Source organism: Pseudomonas sp. XWY-1 (genome assembly GCF_002953115.1).
In the GTDB taxonomy this organism is placed as follows: Bacteria; Pseudomonadota; Gammaproteobacteria; order Pseudomonadales; family Pseudomonadaceae; genus Aquipseudomonas; species Aquipseudomonas alloputida.
This window is the reverse complement of record NZ_CP026332.1, coordinates 4,986,456-5,003,770: the sequence shown is the minus strand read 5'-3', so window position 1 is coordinate 5,003,770 and position 17,315 is coordinate 4,986,456. Positions and strand designations below refer to the sequence as shown.

General features: G+C 62.1%; 15 protein-coding genes. 8 read left to right on the top strand and 7 right to left on the bottom strand.

Features of this window, described 5'->3' with window-relative positions; genetic code table 11:
• Positions 1-3: 3 nt before the first annotated feature.
• Together cydB and PRJ_RS23435 are read left to right on the top strand one after the other, a co-directional pair.
• A complete protein-coding gene (gene cydB / locus PRJ_RS23440) occupies positions 4-1,011 on the top strand; it encodes a cytochrome d ubiquinol oxidase subunit II (RefSeq protein ID WP_003251612.1) in 1,008 nt (335 codons plus the stop codon).
• Positions 1,012-1,020: 9 nt separating this feature from the next.
• Entirely contained in the window at positions 1,021-1,176 is a 156-nt protein-coding gene (locus PRJ_RS23435; protein ID WP_003251614.1) for a DUF2474 domain-containing protein, read from the top strand.
• A gap of 105 nt (positions 1,177-1,281) precedes the next feature.
• Here PRJ_RS23435 and PRJ_RS23430 read toward each other — a convergent pair whose 3' ends face one another.
• On the bottom strand, positions 1,282-2,406 hold the full coding sequence (locus tag PRJ_RS23430) for a methyltransferase (RefSeq protein WP_104962559.1): 1,125 nt from the start codon (positions 2,404-2,406) through the stop codon (positions 1,282-1,284).
• A gap of 96 nt (positions 2,407-2,502) precedes the next feature.
• The gene (locus tag PRJ_RS23425; RefSeq protein ID WP_104962558.1) at positions 2,503-3,210 is read right to left on the bottom strand and encodes an autoinducer binding domain-containing protein; all 708 of its coding nucleotides are present in this window, start codon (positions 3,208-3,210) and stop codon (positions 2,503-2,505) included.
• 215 nt (positions 3,211-3,425) lie between these two features.
• Here PRJ_RS23425 and PRJ_RS23420 point away from each other — a divergent pair, with 215 nt between their 5' ends.
• The gene (locus tag PRJ_RS23420) at positions 3,426-4,202 is read left to right on the top strand and encodes a ferredoxin--NADP reductase (protein WP_014592355.1); all 777 of its coding nucleotides are present in this window, start codon (positions 3,426-3,428) and stop codon (positions 4,200-4,202) included.
• Positions 4,203-4,881: 679 nt separating this feature from the next.
• Here the strand turns inward: PRJ_RS23420 and mscL are convergent.
• Positions 4,882-5,301 (bottom strand): large-conductance mechanosensitive channel protein MscL, encoded by a 420-nt coding sequence (mscL, locus tag PRJ_RS23410; RefSeq protein ID WP_020193520.1) that lies wholly within the window; start codon positions 5,299-5,301, stop codon positions 4,882-4,884.
• 176 nt (positions 5,302-5,477) lie between these two features.
• Here mscL and radA point away from each other — a divergent pair, with 176 nt between their 5' ends.
• Complete coding sequence (gene radA, locus PRJ_RS23405) at positions 5,478-6,848, top strand: DNA repair protein RadA (protein WP_003251626.1); 1,371 nt, start codon at positions 5,478-5,480, stop codon at positions 6,846-6,848.
• Between the two features lie 35 nt (positions 6,849-6,883).
• Here the strand turns inward: radA and PRJ_RS23400 are convergent, their stop codons facing one another.
• Both PRJ_RS23400 and PRJ_RS23395 read right to left on the bottom strand, forming a co-directional pair.
• Complete coding sequence (locus PRJ_RS23400) at positions 6,884-8,401, bottom strand: nucleobase:cation symporter-2 family protein (protein ID WP_012053706.1); 1,518 nt, start codon at positions 8,399-8,401, stop codon at positions 6,884-6,886.
• A gap of 263 nt (positions 8,402-8,664) precedes the next feature.
• On the bottom strand, positions 8,665-9,027 hold the full coding sequence (locus tag PRJ_RS23395) for a PilZ domain-containing protein (RefSeq protein ID WP_029615590.1): 363 nt from the start codon (positions 9,025-9,027) through the stop codon (positions 8,665-8,667).
• 177 nt (positions 9,028-9,204) lie between these two features.
• Between PRJ_RS23395 and PRJ_RS23390 the strand changes: the two genes are divergently transcribed.
• The 3 genes from PRJ_RS23390 to yjiA all read left to right on the top strand — a co-directional run bounded on the left by PRJ_RS23390 (position 9,205) and on the right by yjiA (position 12,541).
• Positions 9,205-11,271 (top strand): carbon starvation CstA family protein, encoded by a 2,067-nt coding sequence (locus PRJ_RS23390; RefSeq protein ID WP_004577217.1) that lies wholly within the window; start codon positions 9,205-9,207, stop codon positions 11,269-11,271.
• Between the two features lie 17 nt (positions 11,272-11,288).
• Entirely contained in the window at positions 11,289-11,486 is a 198-nt protein-coding gene (locus PRJ_RS23385) for a YbdD/YjiX family protein (protein ID WP_003251633.1), read from the top strand.
• Positions 11,487-11,563: 77 nt separating this feature from the next.
• A complete protein-coding gene (gene yjiA / locus PRJ_RS23380) occupies positions 11,564-12,541 on the top strand; it encodes a GTPase (RefSeq protein WP_064491637.1) in 978 nt (325 codons plus the stop codon).
• Here the strand turns inward: yjiA and PRJ_RS23375 are convergent.
• Entirely contained in the window at positions 12,501-13,988 is a 1,488-nt protein-coding gene (locus PRJ_RS23375; protein WP_104962557.1) for a methylenetetrahydrofolate reductase C-terminal domain-containing protein, read from the bottom strand. The two genes, yjiA and PRJ_RS23375, sit on opposite strands and share 41 nt — an antisense overlap.
• Positions 13,989-14,215: 227 nt before the next feature.
• Between PRJ_RS23375 and PRJ_RS23370 the strand changes: the two genes are divergently transcribed.
• A complete protein-coding gene (locus PRJ_RS23370; RefSeq protein ID WP_104962918.1) occupies positions 14,216-15,040 on the top strand; it encodes a 5-methyltetrahydropteroyltriglutamate--homocysteine methyltransferase in 825 nt (274 codons plus the stop codon).
• 891 nt (positions 15,041-15,931) lie between these two features.
• On the opposite strand, the gene PRJ_RS23360 is transcribed toward PRJ_RS23370, so the two are convergent.
• Complete coding sequence (locus tag PRJ_RS23360) at positions 15,932-17,110, bottom strand: acetyl-CoA C-acetyltransferase (RefSeq protein ID WP_104962556.1); 1,179 nt, start codon at positions 17,108-17,110, stop codon at positions 15,932-15,934.
• Positions 17,111-17,315 lie beyond the last annotated feature (205 nt).

Sequence of the window (17,315 nt, the reverse complement as noted above, 5' to 3'; positions counted from 1 at the left end):
ACCATGGGTATCGACCTTCCACTAATCTGGGCCGTGATCATCATCTTCGGCGTCATGATGTACGTGGTGATGGACGGATTCGACCTGGGGATCGGCATGCTCTTCCCCTTCGTCAAGGGCGAGCAGGACCGTGATGTAATGATGAACACTGTCGCGCCGGTATGGGACGGCAACGAAACCTGGTTGATCCTGGGCGGTGCCGGACTGTTCGGGGCCTTCCCGATGGCGTATGCCGTGGTCCTCGAGGCCCTGTACCTGCCCCTGATCCTGATGCTGATCGGCCTGATCTTCCGGGGCGTGGCCTTCGAGTTCCGCTTCAAGGCCAAGGCTGACAAGCGGCATATCTGGGACAAGGCTTTCATCTGGGGTTCACTGATCGCCACCTTCTTCCAGGGCGTGGCGCTGGGCGCGTTCCTGGAGGGGTTCAAGGTGGTCGACCGGCATTTTGCCGGTGGCACCCTGGACTGGCTGACGCCGTTCAGCCTGTTCTGCGGGCTGGGGTTGATCGTGGCCTACACCCTGCTGGGTTGCACCTGGCTGATCATGAAGACCGAAGGGCCGCTGCAGCAGAAGATGCACGATATGGCCCGGCCGCTGGCGCTGGTGCTGCTGGTGGTGATCGGTATCGTCAGCCTGTGGACGCCCATCGCCTACCCGCAGATTGCCGACCGCTGGTTCAGCATGCCCAACCTGATCTGGTTCATGCCGGTGCCGCTGCTGGTGCTGGTGACCTTCTACGGGTTGCTCAAAGCGGTGGCACGCAACGCGCACTACACGCCGTTCCTGCTCACGCTGGTACTGATCTTCCTTGGCTACAGCGGCTTGGGAATCAGCCTGTGGCCTAACATCATCCCTCCGTCGATTTCGATCTGGGATGCCGCAGCGCCACCGCAAAGCCAGGGCTTCATGCTGGTGGGTACCCTGTTCATCCTGCCGTTTATCCTCATGTATACCTTCTGGAGCTACTACGTGTTCCGCGGCAAGGTGACCCACGAAGACGGCTATCACTAGGAGGGCCGCATGATGGCTGGCAAGCATGGTTTGGAAGACAAGAAACCGCTGTGGCAGCGACTGGGTTGGCTGTTGCTGATCTGGGCGATGAGCGTCGCAGCGCTGGGTGTGGCGGCCTGGGTGATGCGGCTGTTCATGGGGGCGGCGGGCCTGACCACACACTGATAAAGAGCGGCAGCGGGCTTGCCCGCGAAGCAGGCAACGCGCTAGATGGCACCGGCGTTGCCGGTGTTCGCGGGCAAGCCCGCTCCTACGGGGGCGGTGGCGCGCTTACTTGCGGGCTTTCAGAATGACGAACTTGGGCGTTGCCGCCACCTGCTCCACCCCCCGGAACAACCGCGCCAGCTTGCTGTGATAGCCCAGGTGCCGGTTACCCACGATGTACAGCGCCCCACCTACCACCAGCGCTTCACGCGCCTGCTGGAACATGCGCCAGGCCAGGAAATCGCCTACTACCTGCTGTTGATGGAACGGCGGGTTGCACAGCACCACGTCCAGCGACTGTTTCTCCAGCCCGGCCAGGCCATCGGCCGCGAAGAAGGTCGCCGGGCGCTCGCCCAACGCTGCCAGCCAGTTCTCCCGCGCCGATTGCACTGCCATGTACGACTCGTCGACCAGGGTGTACTCGGCCTCCGGGTTGGCCAGGGCGCTGGCGATCGCGAGCACGCCGTTGCCGCAGCCCAGGTCTGCCACCCGTGCACGGCCGAGGTTGCGTGGTAGATGCGGGAGGAACGCCCGCGTCCCGATATCCAGGCCTTCACGGCAGAACACGTTGGCGTGGTTGACCAAGTCAAGAGCCGGCGTGTCGAGGCGGTAGCAGCTGGGGTAGGGGGACTTGGCGAGCGGCCGCTCGGCAACCGTTGCTGTCAGCAAACGGGCCTTTTTCAGTGCCAGCGAAGCCTGTACGGGGCCGATGTACTTCTCCATCAGGTCGCCGGCCGCCCGTGGCAGGTGCTTGATCATTGCCCCAGCAATCACCTGTGCACCGGGTGCCAGCTGGCCTTGCAGGCGGATCAGTTGTTCTTCCAGCAGTGCCAAGGTCTTGGGCACACGCACCAGCACCCGGTCGAACGGGCCTTGCCAGTGTTCGCTGGCCGGTACGAACGGCACACTGTCGAACGGCAGGCCATTGCGCACCAGGTTCTTTTCCAGGGCCAGGTGCCCCAGGTGCGAGTCACCGCTGCTGACCACCTGCAGCTGGCCCGCAAGGCTTGCAGCCAGGGCACCGAAGCTGTCATTGAGCACCAGTACCCGGCAATTGGCGTCGGGTGCCTGATCGTGTAGCTGCGCAAGCAGGTACTCGTCGGCGGCATCGAAGGCCTGCAACGGGTCGTTGGCCTGCTCCGGCTGGCGGATCAGGTCGAGTTCGGCGTAGGGGGTGGTCAGCAGGGGCATGGCGTCTGGCTCGGGTACGAAACTGCCCGTTGCGGTTCGCGCCGGGCTTTGCCGGGCGATTCTACAGGGCTTTGCCCAAGGTCGCAGGTTTGAAGGTCAGATCCAGCCACGCAAGGCGGCAATGGCGATGGCTCCGGCCTTGTTGGCAGCGTTGGTCTTGGTGATCACGCTGCGGATATGGAAGTTGACCGTGCTTTGCGACAGCGAGAGGATGGAGGCAACATCGGCAGCGGTCTTGCCGGCGGCAGACCATTTCAGCACTTCCAGTTCACGCTCGCTCATTTTCGGTTGGGGTGGGCACAGCGCGTTCAGGTGGTGCTCGCCCAGTACCGCGTGAAGGGTGTGGCACAGCCACTGCACGCTACCGGCTTTGTCGTACAGCTCGAGCACATCGATGTGGCCGTTTGGCCGAGCGACACTGATCTGGCTTTCGTTGTGCTGCTGGTCGTGAAGCGACTGTGTCCAGCCGTGGCGCAAGCCATGCTGGCAGGCCATTTCGCGAAATTGCGGGGCTTCCTTGTAAAGTTCATCGGTCCACAGCACCGGCGTCGTCGAGCTGTGGCTCAGGTTCGCTGCCGGGTCCAGCTTGTAGAAGTCGTCGCGCTGGTAACGCTCGATCCACTCAATTGGGTAGTTGCTGTAGAGGTACAGCCTTGGCGTTTGCGTAGCGATCTGAATGCGGATGTTCAGCCCAAGGTAATCCATGTCCAGGTCCTGAGCCAGATGGACTGCGATGTCGAATAGCTTCTGCGGGCTGCGTTCGCTGACGAACGCATGAAGATACTCGGGTTTCCAGTGAAGCATTTGAAACACTCCTAGGGGCGCGCAGGATCCAATCCGTTTGAGTACCCGGATGATTGTAGGAAAAGACCTACCATCCTGTTGGGATTTTTTTGTTATAGCGAACAGGATTTTCTGCGAGTTCGGCACGTTCAACCTGGATGAGGCCCTACAAAGCGGTGGTTTTTATCCTGGCCACTTTAGGCGACACTGTGCACACGCCAACCCTGGAGCCCGATATGACCGCTAGCGCCGAAAAGTTCACTCGCCAGACACTGCTCGATGTTCAGCCACTGACGCCGAACCTCTTCAGCCTGCGGGTTACGCGCGATGCGGGGTTCCGTTTCCGTTCCGGCCAATTTGCCCGGCTAGGTGTGACCAAGGCCGATGGTAGTGTGGTGTGGCGCGCCTATTCCATGGTCAGCGCCCCTCATGACGAGCACCTGGATTTCTTTTCCATCGTGGTGCCAGGTGGTGAATTCACCAGTGAGCTGAGCCGTTTGGGGGCAGGCGATACGTTGCTGATCGACCGCCAGGCGTTTGGTTTTCTCACCCTCGACCGCTTCGTCGGAGGTCGTGACCTGTGGCTGCTGGCTACCGGTACCGGCATTGCGCCCTTTATGTCGATCCTGCAGGACTTCGAGGCCTGGGAGCGCTTCGACAGCATCAAGCTGGTGTATTCAGTGCGCGAAGCGAAGGAGCTGGCTTATGTGGATGAAATTGCCGGGCTGGAACAGCGCGATTATCTGGCCGAGTACGCGGGCAAGTTGCAGTTCATTCCCGTGGTGACCCGTGAACAGCACCCCGGGGCGTTGAATCAGCGCATTACCACGTTGATCGAGAATGGCGAGCTGGAGAAGGCGGCAGGGCTTGAGCTGTCGCCGGAGCATTCTCGTGTGATGCTGTGCGGTAACCCGGAAATGATCGACGAAACCCGCAAGGTCCTCAAGGCGCGAGACCTGCAACTGAGCCTGAGCAAGCGGCCCGGGCAGGTGGCTGTCGAGAACTACTGGTAAGACCATTGCGGCCGTTGCGGGCCTGTAGGAGCGGGTTCACCCGCGAAAGGGCCGGGCCTGCTGGCCAATCTCCACCCGCCGTTCACCGTTGCCGCCGCCACCGTATTCGGGGGTAATCCGGATCCTACACAGACCGCCGTAGGAGCGGGTTTACCTGCGAAAGGGCCGGGCCTGCTGGCCAATTTCTACCAGCTGTTCACCGTTGCCGCCACCACCGTATTCGCGGGTAAACCCGCTCCTACACCGGATCGGTGGTGGACACACCTCAGTGTTTTAACACAGGCCGCCGTAGGAGCGGGTTCACCCGCGAAGAGGCCGGCCCTGCTGGCCAATTTCCACCCGCCGTTCACCGTTGCCGCCGCCATCGTATTCGCGGGTAAACCCGCTCCTACGCAGATTGGTGGTGGACACACATCGGAGGTTGGACACAGGCCGCCGTGTAGGAGCGGGTTCACCCGCGAAGAGGCCGGCCCTGCTGGCCAATTTCCACCCGCCGTTCACCGTTGCCGCCGCCACCGTATTCGCGGGTAAACCCGCTCCGATGGTGGACACGCATTGGAGGTTGGACACAGGCCGCCGTGTAGGAGCGGGTTCACCCGCGAACACCGGCGAAGCCGGTGCCATCCACCGCACTGGATTCTTCGCCAGCATGCCCGCCCCCCCAGCGCCCCCGCCAATGTCAAGGCAAGCGGTTCTGGTTCTGCGTCTTGAGCAAATCGCGAATTTCGGTCAGCAGCGTCTCTTCAGCCGAAGGCACAGGCGGCGTAGTCGGTGCCACGGCTTCTTCACGCTTGAGCTTGTTGATCGCCTTCACGCCCATGAAGATGGCAAAGGCCACGATCAGGAAGTCGATCACGGTCTGGATGAACTTGCCATACGCCAGCATCACCGCTGGCACGTCACCTTCGGCAGCCTTCAGGGTAATGGCCAGGTCGCTGAAGTCCACGCCACCGATCAGCAGGCCCAGTGGCGGCATGATTACGTCGCCGACGAAGGACGAGACGATCTTGCCGAAGGCCGCGCCGATGATGATACCGACCGCCATGTCGACGACATTGCCTTTGACTGCGAAAGCCTTGAACTCGTTGAGCATGCCCATGTTTGGTTCCTTGTAACAAAAGGTAAGGTTAAGGCAGTGTAAGCCACTTAAACGCTTCATGCGTTGTGTTCAGGGCTACTGACTGCAGTTAGAACGAATAGTTTTGTCGCATCTCGAGGCGTTCGAGACACGTCCTGCTCAGTTATCATGGCGAATTTTTCCAGGAGACCCCACCCATGGCTAAGGCCAAGCGCTTGTATGGCTGCACCGAATGCGGCGCGACCTTCCCCAAATGGGCCGGCCAGTGCGGCGAATGCGGGGCCTGGAACACCCTGGTCGAAACCATGATCGAAAGCGGCGGCGCTGCTGCACCCAGTAGCGGCCGCGCTGGCTGGACAGGGCAGCAGGCGCAGATCAAGACCCTGGCCGAAGTCAGTGTCGAGGAAATCCCGCGCTTCACGACCAGCAGCACCGAACTGGACCGTGTGCTGGGTGGCGGCCTGGTGGATGGCTCGGTGGTGCTGATTGGCGGTGACCCCGGCATCGGCAAGTCGACCATTTTGCTACAGACCTTGTGCAACATTGCCGTGGGCATGCCGGCCCTGTATGTCACGGGGGAGGAGTCGCAGCAGCAGGTGGCCATGCGCTCGCGGCGGCTGGGCCTACCCCAGGACCAGCTCAAGGTGATGACCGAAACCTGCATCGAGACGATCATTGCCACGGCGCGGGTCGAGAAGCCGCGGGTAATGGTGATCGACTCGATCCAGACCATTTTCACCGAGCAGTTGCAATCGGCCCCGGGCGGCGTGGCCCAGGTGCGCGAAAGCACAGCGTTGCTGGTGCGCTATGCCAAGCAAAGCGGTACGGCAATCTTCCTGGTCGGCCACGTGACCAAGGAAGGCTCGCTGGCTGGCCCAAGGGTGCTGGAGCACATGGTCGACACGGTGCTGTATTTCGAAGGTGAGTCCGATGGCCGGCTGCGCTTGCTGCGGGCGGTCAAGAACCGTTTTGGCGCGGTCAACGAGCTGGGCGTGTTCGGCATGACCGATCGTGGCCTCAAGGAGGTATCCAACCCGTCGGCGATCTTCCTCAACCGTACTCAGGAAGAGGTGCCGGGTAGCGTGGTTATGGCAACCTGGGAGGGGACCCGGCCAATGCTGGTCGAGGTGCAGGCGCTGGTCGACGATAGCCATCTGGCCAACCCGCGGCGGGTAACCTTGGGCCTGGACCAGAACCGTCTGGCCATGTTGTTGGCGGTACTCCACCGCCATGGCGGTATCCCGACCCATGACCAGGATGTGTTTCTCAACGTGGTCGGCGGAGTGAAGGTGCTGGAAACGGCTTCGGACCTGGCGCTGCTGGCGGCGGTGATGTCCAGCTTGCGCAACCGGCCACTGGCCCATGGTTTGCTGGTGTTTGGCGAGATCGGCTTGTCGGGCGAGGTACGGCCGGTGCCCAGTGGCCAGGAGCGCTTGAAGGAAGCGGCCAAGCACGGCTTCAAGCGTGCCATCGTGCCCAAGGGCAATGCGCCGAAAGAAGCGCCTGCGGGGTTGCAGGTGATTGCCGTTACCCGGCTGGAACAGGCGCTGGATGCATTGTTCGAATAGCGTGCAGGAGCGAGCAAGCTCGCTCCTGCAACCCGTCAGTGCTCGGCAACGGCCGTGCGCCTGACCGTTTCATTGCCGTGCTCGTCCAGTTCCAGCATCGGCACTTCGTTACCCTCGGCATCGAACAGCTTGCCATCCTTGAAGTAGTCCCCATCACGCAGCGCGGAAATGTCCGAATACTGGATGGTGCGCTCGTAGGCTGCAGCGAACACTGACTGGTTTTCCGAGTTGCCGGTGGTGAAATGGTTGAAGATCAGGTTCAGCAGGATGGCCATGATCGCCGCCGAGCTGATGCCGGAGTGGAAGATGGTCTCGAACCAGTTCGGGAAGTGGTGGTAGAAGGTCGGCGCGGCAATCGGGATCATGCCGAAGCCCAGCGAGGCCGCGACGATGATCAGGTTGACGTTGTTCTTGTAGCTGACCTTGGACAGGGTGCGGATACCGCTGGCCGCCACGGTGCCGAACAGCACGATACCGGCGCCGCCCAGTACCGGGGTAGGCACGGCGGCAATCACCCGGCCCATGACCGGCAGCAGGCCGAGTACCACCAGAATCACGCCGCCGGTAGCCACTACGTAGCGGCTCTTGACCCCGGTCACGGCCACCAGGCCAACGTTCTGGGCGAACGCGCTTTGGGTGAACGAACCGAAAATCGGCGCCAGGATGCTCGAGGCCATGTCGGCGCGCAGGCCGTTGCCCAGGCGCTTGGAGTCCACCTTGGTGTCGATGATCTCACCCACGGCGAGGATATCGGCCGACGTTTCCACCAGGGTGACCATGATCACGATACACATCGACAGGATCGCGGCGATGTGGAACTCCGGCATGCCAAAGTGGAAAGGCGTGGGGAAGGCGAACATCGGGCCTTCGCTGACCTTGCTGAAATCGGTCATGCCCAATGCCCAGGCGATCAGCGTGCCGACCACCATGGCCAGCAGGATCGACAGGCGTGAGATGGTGGCGCTGCCAAGCTTGCTCAGCAGCAGCACGATGGCGAAGGTCAGCCCGGCCAGGCCGATGTTGGCCACGCTGCCGAACTCCGGCGAGGCGCTGTTGCCACCCATTACCCAGCGTGCGGCAACCGGCATCAGGGTCAGGCCGATGGTGGTGATGACGATACCGGTCACCAGCGGCGGGAAGAACTTGGTGATGCGCGAGAACACCGGTGTGATCAGAAAGCCGATCAGCGACGCAGCCATGACCGCGCCGAGCACCCCAGGCAGGCCACCGCCCCCCTCGCTGCTCAGGATCGCACCCATGGTCGCCACACCGGCGAACGACACGCCTTGCACCAGTGGCAACTGGCAACCGAAGAACGGCAGGCCAAGGGTCTGCAGCAGGGTAGCAAGGCCACCGGCGAACAGCGAGGCGGCGATCAGCATGCCGATTTCGGCACCATTCAGGCCCGCGGCCTGCCCCAGGATCAGGGGTACTGCGACGATCCCACCATACATGGTCAGCACATGCTGCAGACCATAGGCCAGGTTGGCACCAAGGCCGAGGTTTTCATCCTCGGGTCGCTTGGCGGGAGACGTGCTAGGGGACGTAGTCATGGAGCAGGCTCTCTGTTTATTGTTGTGCCGCTACTGTAGACACTTCCTACAAATGATTGCTACAAGAATTGTATACAATATTTTGATCGGAGCGCGAACAGGTCTGGCTGCAGGGTGTGCTAAAACCCAATGCAGAAGGCGTACCAACTTGGCAGAAGCTGTATTAGAAGGGTGTGTACAAAGCATCGCTACCCAGGCTTAAAGCTGTCTGGGTAGACAAGAAACACCGGGTGGGAGGGCTATTAGCTAGCTAAGAGATTTCATTATTCGATGAGTTCGCGCAGCTCACGCATCATTTCGGTGCTGTCAGCCACGTTCAATTCCACAAGACGGTGCAAATGGGTCATCGAATCGACGTCGATGTACAGGCAGATGAAGCCCAGGCGGTCCGGCTCTTCGTGGCGCAGTTCGACTTGCATCTGCACACGGACCTCGTTGTCCAGGTCGATGATGGCGTCGAAGTCCTGAGTCAGGTCGGCATCCCAGTCTGCCGGGCGTTCGATCAGCAAGCCTTTGAGTGAAAGGTCCAGCAGTTTTGCAGGCCAGCGTTTCAGCCCCTGGCGCAGCTCGGTGGGGGCATCGAAGTCGATGCGTTGAAAGCGGCGGCGTTCGTCATGATCGCTCATGGCATGGATCCTCGAATAGGTCATCAGGTGTCATCCTGACTATAGTTAGAGTTGCATGTGCATCAGGTACTGCAATCTGGCCGCAGAGGCTCTAGAACGAAGCAAGTGTGGCAATGCCGCTTGACTGGCCCTAGACTCGGTGGGCGGTCTTTCCAATCCACCAGCTGGAAGCTAACCATGAACAACAATAATAGCCTGCTACGCCATATTCCGTGGCTGGCGCTGGCAGTCATAGGCGCCTGCGCACTGGGTGTGGTTGCCCTGCGTCGCGGCGAGGCGATCAACGCCTTGTGGATCGTGGTCGCGGCAGTGGCCATCTACCTGGTCGCCTATCGTTACTACAGCCTGTTCATCGCCACCAAGGTGATGCAACTCGACCCGCGCCGTGCCACCCCGGCGGTGCTCAACAACGACGGCCTGGACTACGTCCCGACCAACAAACACATTCTTTTCGGTCACCACTTCGCTGCCATCGCCGGCGCAGGCCCCTTGGTCGGGCCGGTACTCGCCGCGCAAATGGGCTACCTGCCCGGCACGCTCTGGCTGATCGCCGGCGTGGTGCTGGCCGGTGCGGTGCAGGACTTCATGGTCCTGTTCCTGTCTACCCGCCGCAACGGGCGCTCGCTGGGCGACATGGTGCGCGAGGAAATGGGCAGAATCCCGGGCACCATCGCCCTGTTCGGCTGTTTCCTGATCATGATCATCATCCTCGCGGTGCTGGCGTTGATCGTGGTCAAGGCCCTGGCCGAAAGCCCATGGGGCATGTTCACGGTGATGGCGACCATCCCGATCGCGATGTTCATGGGCATCTACATGCGCTACATCCGTCCGGGCCGTATTGGCGAAATCTCGGTCGTTGGTGTGGTACTGCTGCTGGCCTCGATCTGGCTGGGCGGCGTGATCGCTGCGGACCCGGTGTGGGGCCCGGCGTTCACGTTCACCGGCGTGCAGATCACCTGGATGCTGGTGGGCTACGGTTTTGTCGCCGCCGTGCTGCCAGTGTGGCTGGTGCTGGCACCGCGTGACTACCTGTCGACCTTCCTCAAGATCGGCACGATCCTTGGCCTGGCCATCGGTATCCTGATCATCGCACCTGAGCTGAAAATGCCGGCGCTGACCCAGTTCACCGACGGCACCGGCCCGGTGTGGAAGGGGACCCTGTTCCCGTTCCTGTTCATCACCATTGCCTGTGGTGCGGTGTCCGGCTTCCACGCGCTGATTTCCTCGGGGACCACCCCCAAGCTGCTGGATAACGAAACCAACGCCCGCTATATCGGCTACGGCGGCATGTTGATGGAATCGTTCGTCGCCATCATGGCCATGGTAGCGGCCTCGGTGATCGAGCCGGGCGTGTACTTCGCCATGAACAGCCCGGCTGCAGTGGTCGGTACCGATGTCGCGTCGGTGGCGCAGACCGTCAGCAGTTGGGGCTTCCTGATTACACCCGAGCAGCTCGAAGCCGTTGCCCGTGACATCGGCGAGCACACCATCCTGGCCCGTGCCGGCGGTGCGCCAACCCTGGCGGTCGGTATCGCGCAGATCCTGCACCAGGTGTTGCCAGGTGAAAACACCATGGCCTTCTGGTACCACTTCGCGATCCTGTTCGAGGCGCTGTTCATCCTCACGGCGGTAGACGCTGGTACCCGTGCCGGGCGCTTCATGCTGCAGGACCTGCTGGGCAGCTTCGTGCCTGCACTCAAACGCACCGAATCGTGGGGGGCCAACCTGCTCGCCACCGCTGGCTGCGTGGCACTCTGGGGCTATCTGCTGTACCAGGGCGTCATCGACCCACTGGGTGGCATCAACACCCTGTGGCCGCTGTTTGGTATCTCCAACCAGATGCTGGCCGGTATCGCCTTGATGCTCGGTACTGTGGTGCTGATCAAGATGAAGCGTCAGCGCTACATCTGGGTCACCCTGCTGCCGGCCGTATGGCTGCTGATCTGCACCACGGCTGCAGGCCTGATCAAGCTGTTCGACCCCAACCCGGCTGTCGGCTTCCTGGCCTTGGCCAAGAAGTACAGCACTGCGTTGGACGCCGGCCAGGTACTGGCCCCGGCCAAGGACATCGGGCAGATGCAGCACGTGATCTTCAACGCCTATACCAACGCGGGCCTGACGATCTTGTTCCTGCTGGTGGTCTTCAGCATCCTGTTCTTCGCCATCAAGGTCGGCTATGCCGCCTTGGGCCGCAAAGAACGCAGCGACAAGGAAACCCCGTTCCAGGCGTTGCCTGACGCGTAATCGAGAGGACTGCAATCATGTTCAACGACTTGGGTCGACTGGGCAAATACCTGGGGCAGGCAGCCCGCCTGATGGTCGGCATGCCCGACTACGACAACTATGTCGAACACATGCAGAAAACGCATCCGGACAAGCCGGTGATGAGCTACGAGGCGTTCTTCCGCGAACGTCAGGAAGCACGTTACGGTGGCAAGTCCGGGCCCAAGTGCTGTTGAGCCTGCGGTACGTGTAAACCTGTGGGAGCCTGGGTAACCGGCTCCCACAGTCATTTTCAGATTCAGGAGTATTTTGCGTGCAGACGCCCATTCCCGTAACCGTCCTCACAGGCTTCCTCGGTGCCGGCAAGACCACCTTGCTCAAGCACATGCTCAAGGCCGAGCATGGCCTGAAGCTCGCCGTGATCGAAAACGAATTCAGCGAGGCCGGCATCGACAGCCAACTGCTGGGGGACCAGCCGGTGCAGGTCATGACCTTGGCCAACGGGTGTGTATGCTGCAGCATCCATGGCGACCTGACTCGCGCGCTGTACCTGCTGCTTGAACGCCTGGATGCCGGGGAAATCGCCTTCGATCGCCTGGTGATCGAATGCACCGGCCTGGCCGACCCGGCGCCGGTAGCGCAAACGTTCTTCATCGACGAGGAGCTGCGTGAGCGCTACATCCTCGACGGCATCATCACCCTTGTCGATGCCGCGCATGCCGAACTGCACCTGACCCAGACCATCGCTCAGGCTCAGGTCGGCTTTGCCGATCGTCTGCTGCTGAGCAAGACCGACCTGGTCGAGCCGGCTGCTGTTGAAGCCCTCCGCGAACGCCTGGCCCGCATCAATAGCAGGGCTGCGATCCGTGTGGTCGAACACGGCTGCATCGACCTGGCTGAGTTACTGGATGTGCGAGGTTTCAACCTCAACCCTGACCTTGGGGTGAACCTGAAACCGATGTTGCGACCGGTGCTCAAGCCTGCCACCCCGGACCGCATTTCCACGATGGTGCTGCGTACCGAAGCCCCGCTGGATATCGACCGCCTCAGCAGCTTCATGAACGAGCTGCTGGAAACCCACGGCAAACAGCTGCTGCGCTACAAGGGCGTGCTGAACATTGCCGGCGAGGAGCGCAAGCTGGTGTTTCAGGGCGTGCTCAAGCTTTATGGCTTCGACTGGGACGCCGAGTGGGCTGCAGGCGAAGCGCGCGAAAGCGTGATGGTGTTCATTGCCGATGAACTGCCGGAGGCTACGATTCGGGCTGGCTTCGAGGCAATGGCTGCGGGCTGAGCCGCTGCGGTGCCTGCCCTGCGAACCACTGCGGCCATGAGCTGCGGTGGCGGGTTTCGACCTCGATGCACGGGATCAGGCGCTCGGTCAGCACAGCGGCTTGCCGCACTGCTTTGGCGGTGCGGTACTTGACGCTGTGGATGCACTCGCGGTCGCCGAACTCGCAGCGGTTCAGGGCGGTTCCGCCGCAAGGGCCATTGGCCAGGCCTTTAGGGCAGGTTTCCGGGCAGATATACAAGGTGTCTTCCAGGCGGCAACGGCCGCAGGTGTCGCAACCCACCAGCGGGCGCTTCACACTGCGCTCCAGCGTGTGCAGCACGTGTGCGCCGACGCGTGTACCCCACAGAGGCTGGCGCACCGCCCAGCCGAAGGCCTTGCTCAGGCTGTTGCGGCGGCTGAACAGCAGTGCGTGCATGCCATGCATCAGGTGATAGCGGGCTTTTTCCTTGAATGAGGCATCGACCCGTGACTCGTCCAGGCGCCAGCCAGCCTGTGGCGGATGGAAGGTCACCGCCGGCAGGCCAGGCATCTGCCAGCTGGCGTGCCAGGCCGGTGCCCATTGCTCCAGGGACTGAACCTGGGTTTGCCAGTACTCGATACGGGCCTCCAGGGCCAGCAGCTGTTCGAGCGTGTGAACCCCTGACAGGTGCACACCGGCGTACCCCATCAGCTTTGTACCGATAATCTGCAAGGCCAGGCGGTCAACACTGCGCGCCTGGGCAAAGGCCTTGGACTGCGCCGTCTCCGCTTCGAGCATGTCGCGCATGGATGGCGTGACAGTCACGCCGGCCACGTGGTCGAGCATCGCCGCGCGCCCGTGGGTGAGGCTCATGAGGCAGGCCAGCATGGGCTTGGGAGTGGCCTGGCGGCGCATCCAGTGTATGGCTTCCTGATGCTTGGCGGCATCGAAGCCCAGTTGCAAGGTGAGGAAGTCAGCCCCCGCTGCCAGCTTTTTCTCGGCCTTGAAGTACTGGGCGCCGCCTTCTTCCTCGTGGTACTTGAACGGGTTCAGCGCCGCACCCAGCAGCCAGTGCGGGCAGGCCTGGCGAGCAACCTGCAGGGCGGCGACCGATTCCAGATAACGCACCGGGCGCTGGCCAGGTTCATGGCCGGGCAGGCGGTCGCCAGTCAGCAGTAACAGCTGGTCGAGGCCGGCGGCGTCCATACGCTGCAGTTGGGCGAGCAGGTGGTGGCGTTCGCGATCCTTGCCTGAAAAATGCGGCAGGGCAGGCACCGGGTTGCTGAACGAGGCGAGGGCGTCCAGCGGTGACATGTCCAGCGGGCTGCCGACACGATCACCGATGGCCACGGTCATGGGCCAGCCGCATAGGTGCGCACGGGCCAGGATCGCTTCCATGGCGGCAAAGCGTTCTGCGGAAGGCTTGGGGACGAACTCCATTACGCAGACGAAGTTCTGTTCGCGCAGGGCGGTTCTCAGCAGGCTCATATTGGCCGGGCACCTGGTGTGGTCAGGGTGGCATTGTGCGGCAGAAGGCGAGCCGGGTCATGTCCGGATGCGCAAGGTGGTGATCTGAATGAGACATGGGGCGCGAAGACCATGACAGCATGATCATGAAGATTTCTTGGGTTCATCTCAAATTTAATGAGTTTGTCTCAATACCTCGCCAGCCGGAGAATCCCCTCATTCATTCAAGCATGCTGAAGGGACAAGACATGGCACTGGCACATAACCTGGGCTTTCCACACATCGGCCGTGACCGCGAGCTGCGTGCCCGCCACTGGCAGGTGCAGAAAGACGCTGGCATCGAGCTGCTGCCGGTCGGCGACTTCGCCTGGGACAGCCACGTGCTTAGCGCAGGCGATCAGCCGTTGGTTCTGAACTGGGAACCACTGTTCGAAGAAGTGGAGCACGCCAAGGCTCTGGGTCATGCAGTCAAGCCGGTAGTGATCGGCCCCTTGACCTACCTGTGGCAGGGCCAGACCTTGGGCGGTGACTTCGACAAGCTGGAGCTGCTTGACCGCCTGCTGCCCGTGTATGACCAGCTCCTCAACCGCCTGGCCGACCATGGCGTTGAATGGGTGCAGATCGATGAACCCATCCTCGCCCAGGACCTGCCCCAGGATTGGAAAAATGCCTATGAACGCGTTTACAACATCCTTCAACGCGCACCGTTGAAGAAGCTGATCGCCACGTACTTCGGTGGCCTGGAGGGCAACCTCGGCCTGGCCGCCAACCTGCCGGTCGATGGCCTGCACGTCGATCTGGTTCAGGCGCCCGAGCAGTACCAGACCATTCTCGATCGCCTGCCGGCCTACAAGGTACTGTCGCTGGGCCTGGTCGACGGTCGCAACGCCTCGCCTTGCGATCTGGGCAAGACCCTGGGGCTGCTGCACGAAGCCCATGAACGCCTGGGTGAGCGGCTGTGGTTGGCGCCGGCCTGTTCGTTGCTGGAGAGTCCAGTGGAACTGGCCGTGCAGAAGTGCCAGGAAGTGGCGGTGCTGGCCGCTTCGCTCGAGCAGGACCGAGCCGCGGCTTGATCAGATGCTGCCTGTGCCGGCCTCTTCGCGGGTGAACCCGCTCCTACGACGGCCTGCGCGCAATCACGGATGTGTGTCCGCCACCGATCAGTGGTAGGAGCGGGTTTACCCGCGAATACGGTGGCAGCTGCAACGGTGAACGGCTGGTGGAAATTGGTCAGCAGGCCCGGCCCTTTCGCGGGTAAACCCGCTCCTACACGCGGCCTGCGCCCGATCACCGATGAGTGTCCACCACCGATCAGCGGTAGGAGCGGGTTTACCCGCGAATACGGTGGCAGCTGCAACGGTGAACGGCTGGTGGAAATTGGTCAGCAGGCCCGGCCCTTTCGCGGGTGAACCCGCTCCTACACGCGGCCTGCGCGCAATCACCGATGTGTGTCCACCACCGATCAGCGGTAGGAGCGGGTTTACCCGCGAATACGGTGGCAGCTGCAACGGTGAACGGCTGGTGGAAATTGGCCAGCAGGCCCGGCCCTTTCGCGGGTGAACCCGCTCCTACACGCGGCCTGCGCGCAATCACCGATGTGTGTCCGCCACCGATCAGCGTAGGAGCGGGTTTACCCGCGAATACGGTGGCAGCTGCAACGGTGAACGGCTGGTGGAAATTGGTCAGCAGGCCCGGCCCTTTCGCGGGTGAACCCGCTCCTACACGCGGCCTGCGCCCGATCACCGATGTGTGTCCGCCACCGATCAGTGGTAGGAACGGGTTTACCCGCGAATACGGTGGCAGCTGCAACGGTGAACGGCTGGTGGAAATTGGCCAGCAGGCCCGGCCCTTTCGCGGGTAAACCCGCTCCTACGACGGCCTGCGCCCGATCACCGATGAGTGTCCACCACCGATCAGCGTAGGAGCGGGTTCACCCGCGAAGAGGCCGGGCCTGCTTGAATCAATCAGCGCTCGATGGCCAGCGCCACCCCTTGTCCACCACCAATGCACAAGGTCGCCAGGCCTTTCTTGGCATCCCGTTTGATCATCTCGTGCAACAGGGTCACCAGCACCCTGCACCCGGAAGCACCAATCGGGTGGCCCAAGGCAATCGCCCCTCCATTGACGTTAACCCGCGCGGCATCCCATGCCAGCGCATTGCCCACGGCCAGCGCCTGGGCGGCAAAGGCTTCGTTGGCTTCGATCAGGTCCAGTTCGGCCAGTTGCCAACCGGCCTTGTCCAGGCAACGCTGGGTCGCCGAAACCGGACCAATACCCATGATCGCGGGGTCTACCCCGGCACTGGCGTAGGCGGCGATCTTCGCCAGCACCGGCAGGCCCAAAGCCTCGGCCTTCGCTGCGCTCATCAAAAGCACGGCGGCGGCGCCGTCGTTCAGGCTGGAGGCATTGCCTGCGGTGACGCTGCCGTCCTTCTTGAAGGCCGGGCGCAGTTTGGCCAGGGACTCGGCGGTGGTGTCCGGGCGTGGTTGCTCGTCACGGGCAAAAACCTTGGGCTCTCCCTTTTTCTGCGGCAGCACGATGGGGGTGATTTCAGCGTCGAAACGGCCGGCCTCCATCGCCGCCACTGCCTTGCGCTGCGACTCGGCAGCAAAGGCATCCTGCTGCTCACGGCTGAGGCCGTACTTGTCCACAAGATTTTCGGCAGTGATGCCCATGTGGTAGTCATTGAAGGCATCCCACAGGCCGTCCGTGATCATGCTGTCGATCAGTTGGCCATGGCCCATGCGTTGGCCGGTGCGGGCGGAGGGCATCACGTAGGGGGCAAGGCTCATGTTCTCCTGACCACCTGCAATCACCACCTCGGCATCGCCGCAGCGGATCGCCTGGGCGGCCAGGTGCAGGGCCTTGAGGCCCGAGCCGCAGACCTTGTTCAGGGTCAGGGCCGGTACGCTGAAGGGCAGGCCAGCCTTGATCGCCGCCTGGCGTGCCGGGTTCTGACCGGCACCGGCAGTGAGCACTTGGCCGAGGATGACTTCATCGACCTGCGCCGGGTCCAGCCCGGTTTGTTTCAGCAGTTGCTTGATCACGGCGGCGCCGAGGTCAACTGCAGGCACTGTGGCCAGGGCGCCCTGGAAGCTGCCGATGGCGGTACGGGTTGCGGCGACGATCACCACGTCGTTCATGTTGTTGTTCTCCGTGCAATGGGCGTAGTGCCGCCAGCATCGGCGGGTTCGGCTTATTTGTTAAGTTTGTTTTTCTTTCGGATTGATGTGAAAAACAAATCAATGGGTGGCGAAGGTTCTAACCAGCCAATCTGGATTCCGTGCAGCTGTGAGCCTCCTGCACATAAGAACTCTGGTTTTGCATCCCTCTGATCACCCCGTAATA

Coding starts and splice junctions, on each gene's coding strand:
- cydB (WP_003251612.1), top strand. CDS start 4: ATGGGTATCGACCTTCCACTAATCTGGGCCGTGATCATCATCTTCGGC.
- PRJ_RS23435 (WP_003251614.1), top strand. CDS start 1,021: ATGATGGCTGGCAAGCATGGTTTGGAAGACAAGAAACCGCTGTGGCAG.
- PRJ_RS23430 (WP_104962559.1), bottom strand. CDS start 2,406: ATGCCCCTGCTGACCACCCCCTACGCCGAACTCGACCTGATCCGCCAG.
- PRJ_RS23425 (WP_104962558.1), bottom strand. CDS start 3,210: ATGCTTCACTGGAAACCCGAGTATCTTCATGCGTTCGTCAGCGAACGC.
- PRJ_RS23420 (WP_014592355.1), top strand. CDS start 3,426: ATGACCGCTAGCGCCGAAAAGTTCACTCGCCAGACACTGCTCGATGTT.
- mscL (WP_020193520.1), bottom strand. CDS start 5,301: ATGGGCATGCTCAACGAGTTCAAGGCTTTCGCAGTCAAAGGCAATGTC.
- radA (WP_003251626.1), top strand. CDS start 5,478: ATGGCTAAGGCCAAGCGCTTGTATGGCTGCACCGAATGCGGCGCGACC.
- PRJ_RS23400 (WP_012053706.1), bottom strand. CDS start 8,401: ATGACTACGTCCCCTAGCACGTCTCCCGCCAAGCGACCCGAGGATGAA.
- PRJ_RS23395 (WP_029615590.1), bottom strand. CDS start 9,027: ATGAGCGATCATGACGAACGCCGCCGCTTTCAACGCATCGACTTCGAT.
- PRJ_RS23390 (WP_004577217.1), top strand. CDS start 9,205: ATGAACAACAATAATAGCCTGCTACGCCATATTCCGTGGCTGGCGCTG.
- PRJ_RS23385 (WP_003251633.1), top strand. CDS start 11,289: ATGTTCAACGACTTGGGTCGACTGGGCAAATACCTGGGGCAGGCAGCC.
- PRJ_RS23375 (WP_104962557.1), bottom strand. CDS start 13,988: ATGAGCCTGCTGAGAACCGCCCTGCGCGAACAGAACTTCGTCTGCGTA.
- PRJ_RS23370 (WP_104962918.1), top strand. CDS start 14,216: ATGGCACTGGCACATAACCTGGGCTTTCCACACATCGGCCGTGACCGC.
- PRJ_RS23360 (WP_104962556.1), bottom strand. CDS start 17,110: ATGAACGACGTGGTGATCGTCGCCGCAACCCGTACCGCCATCGGCAGC.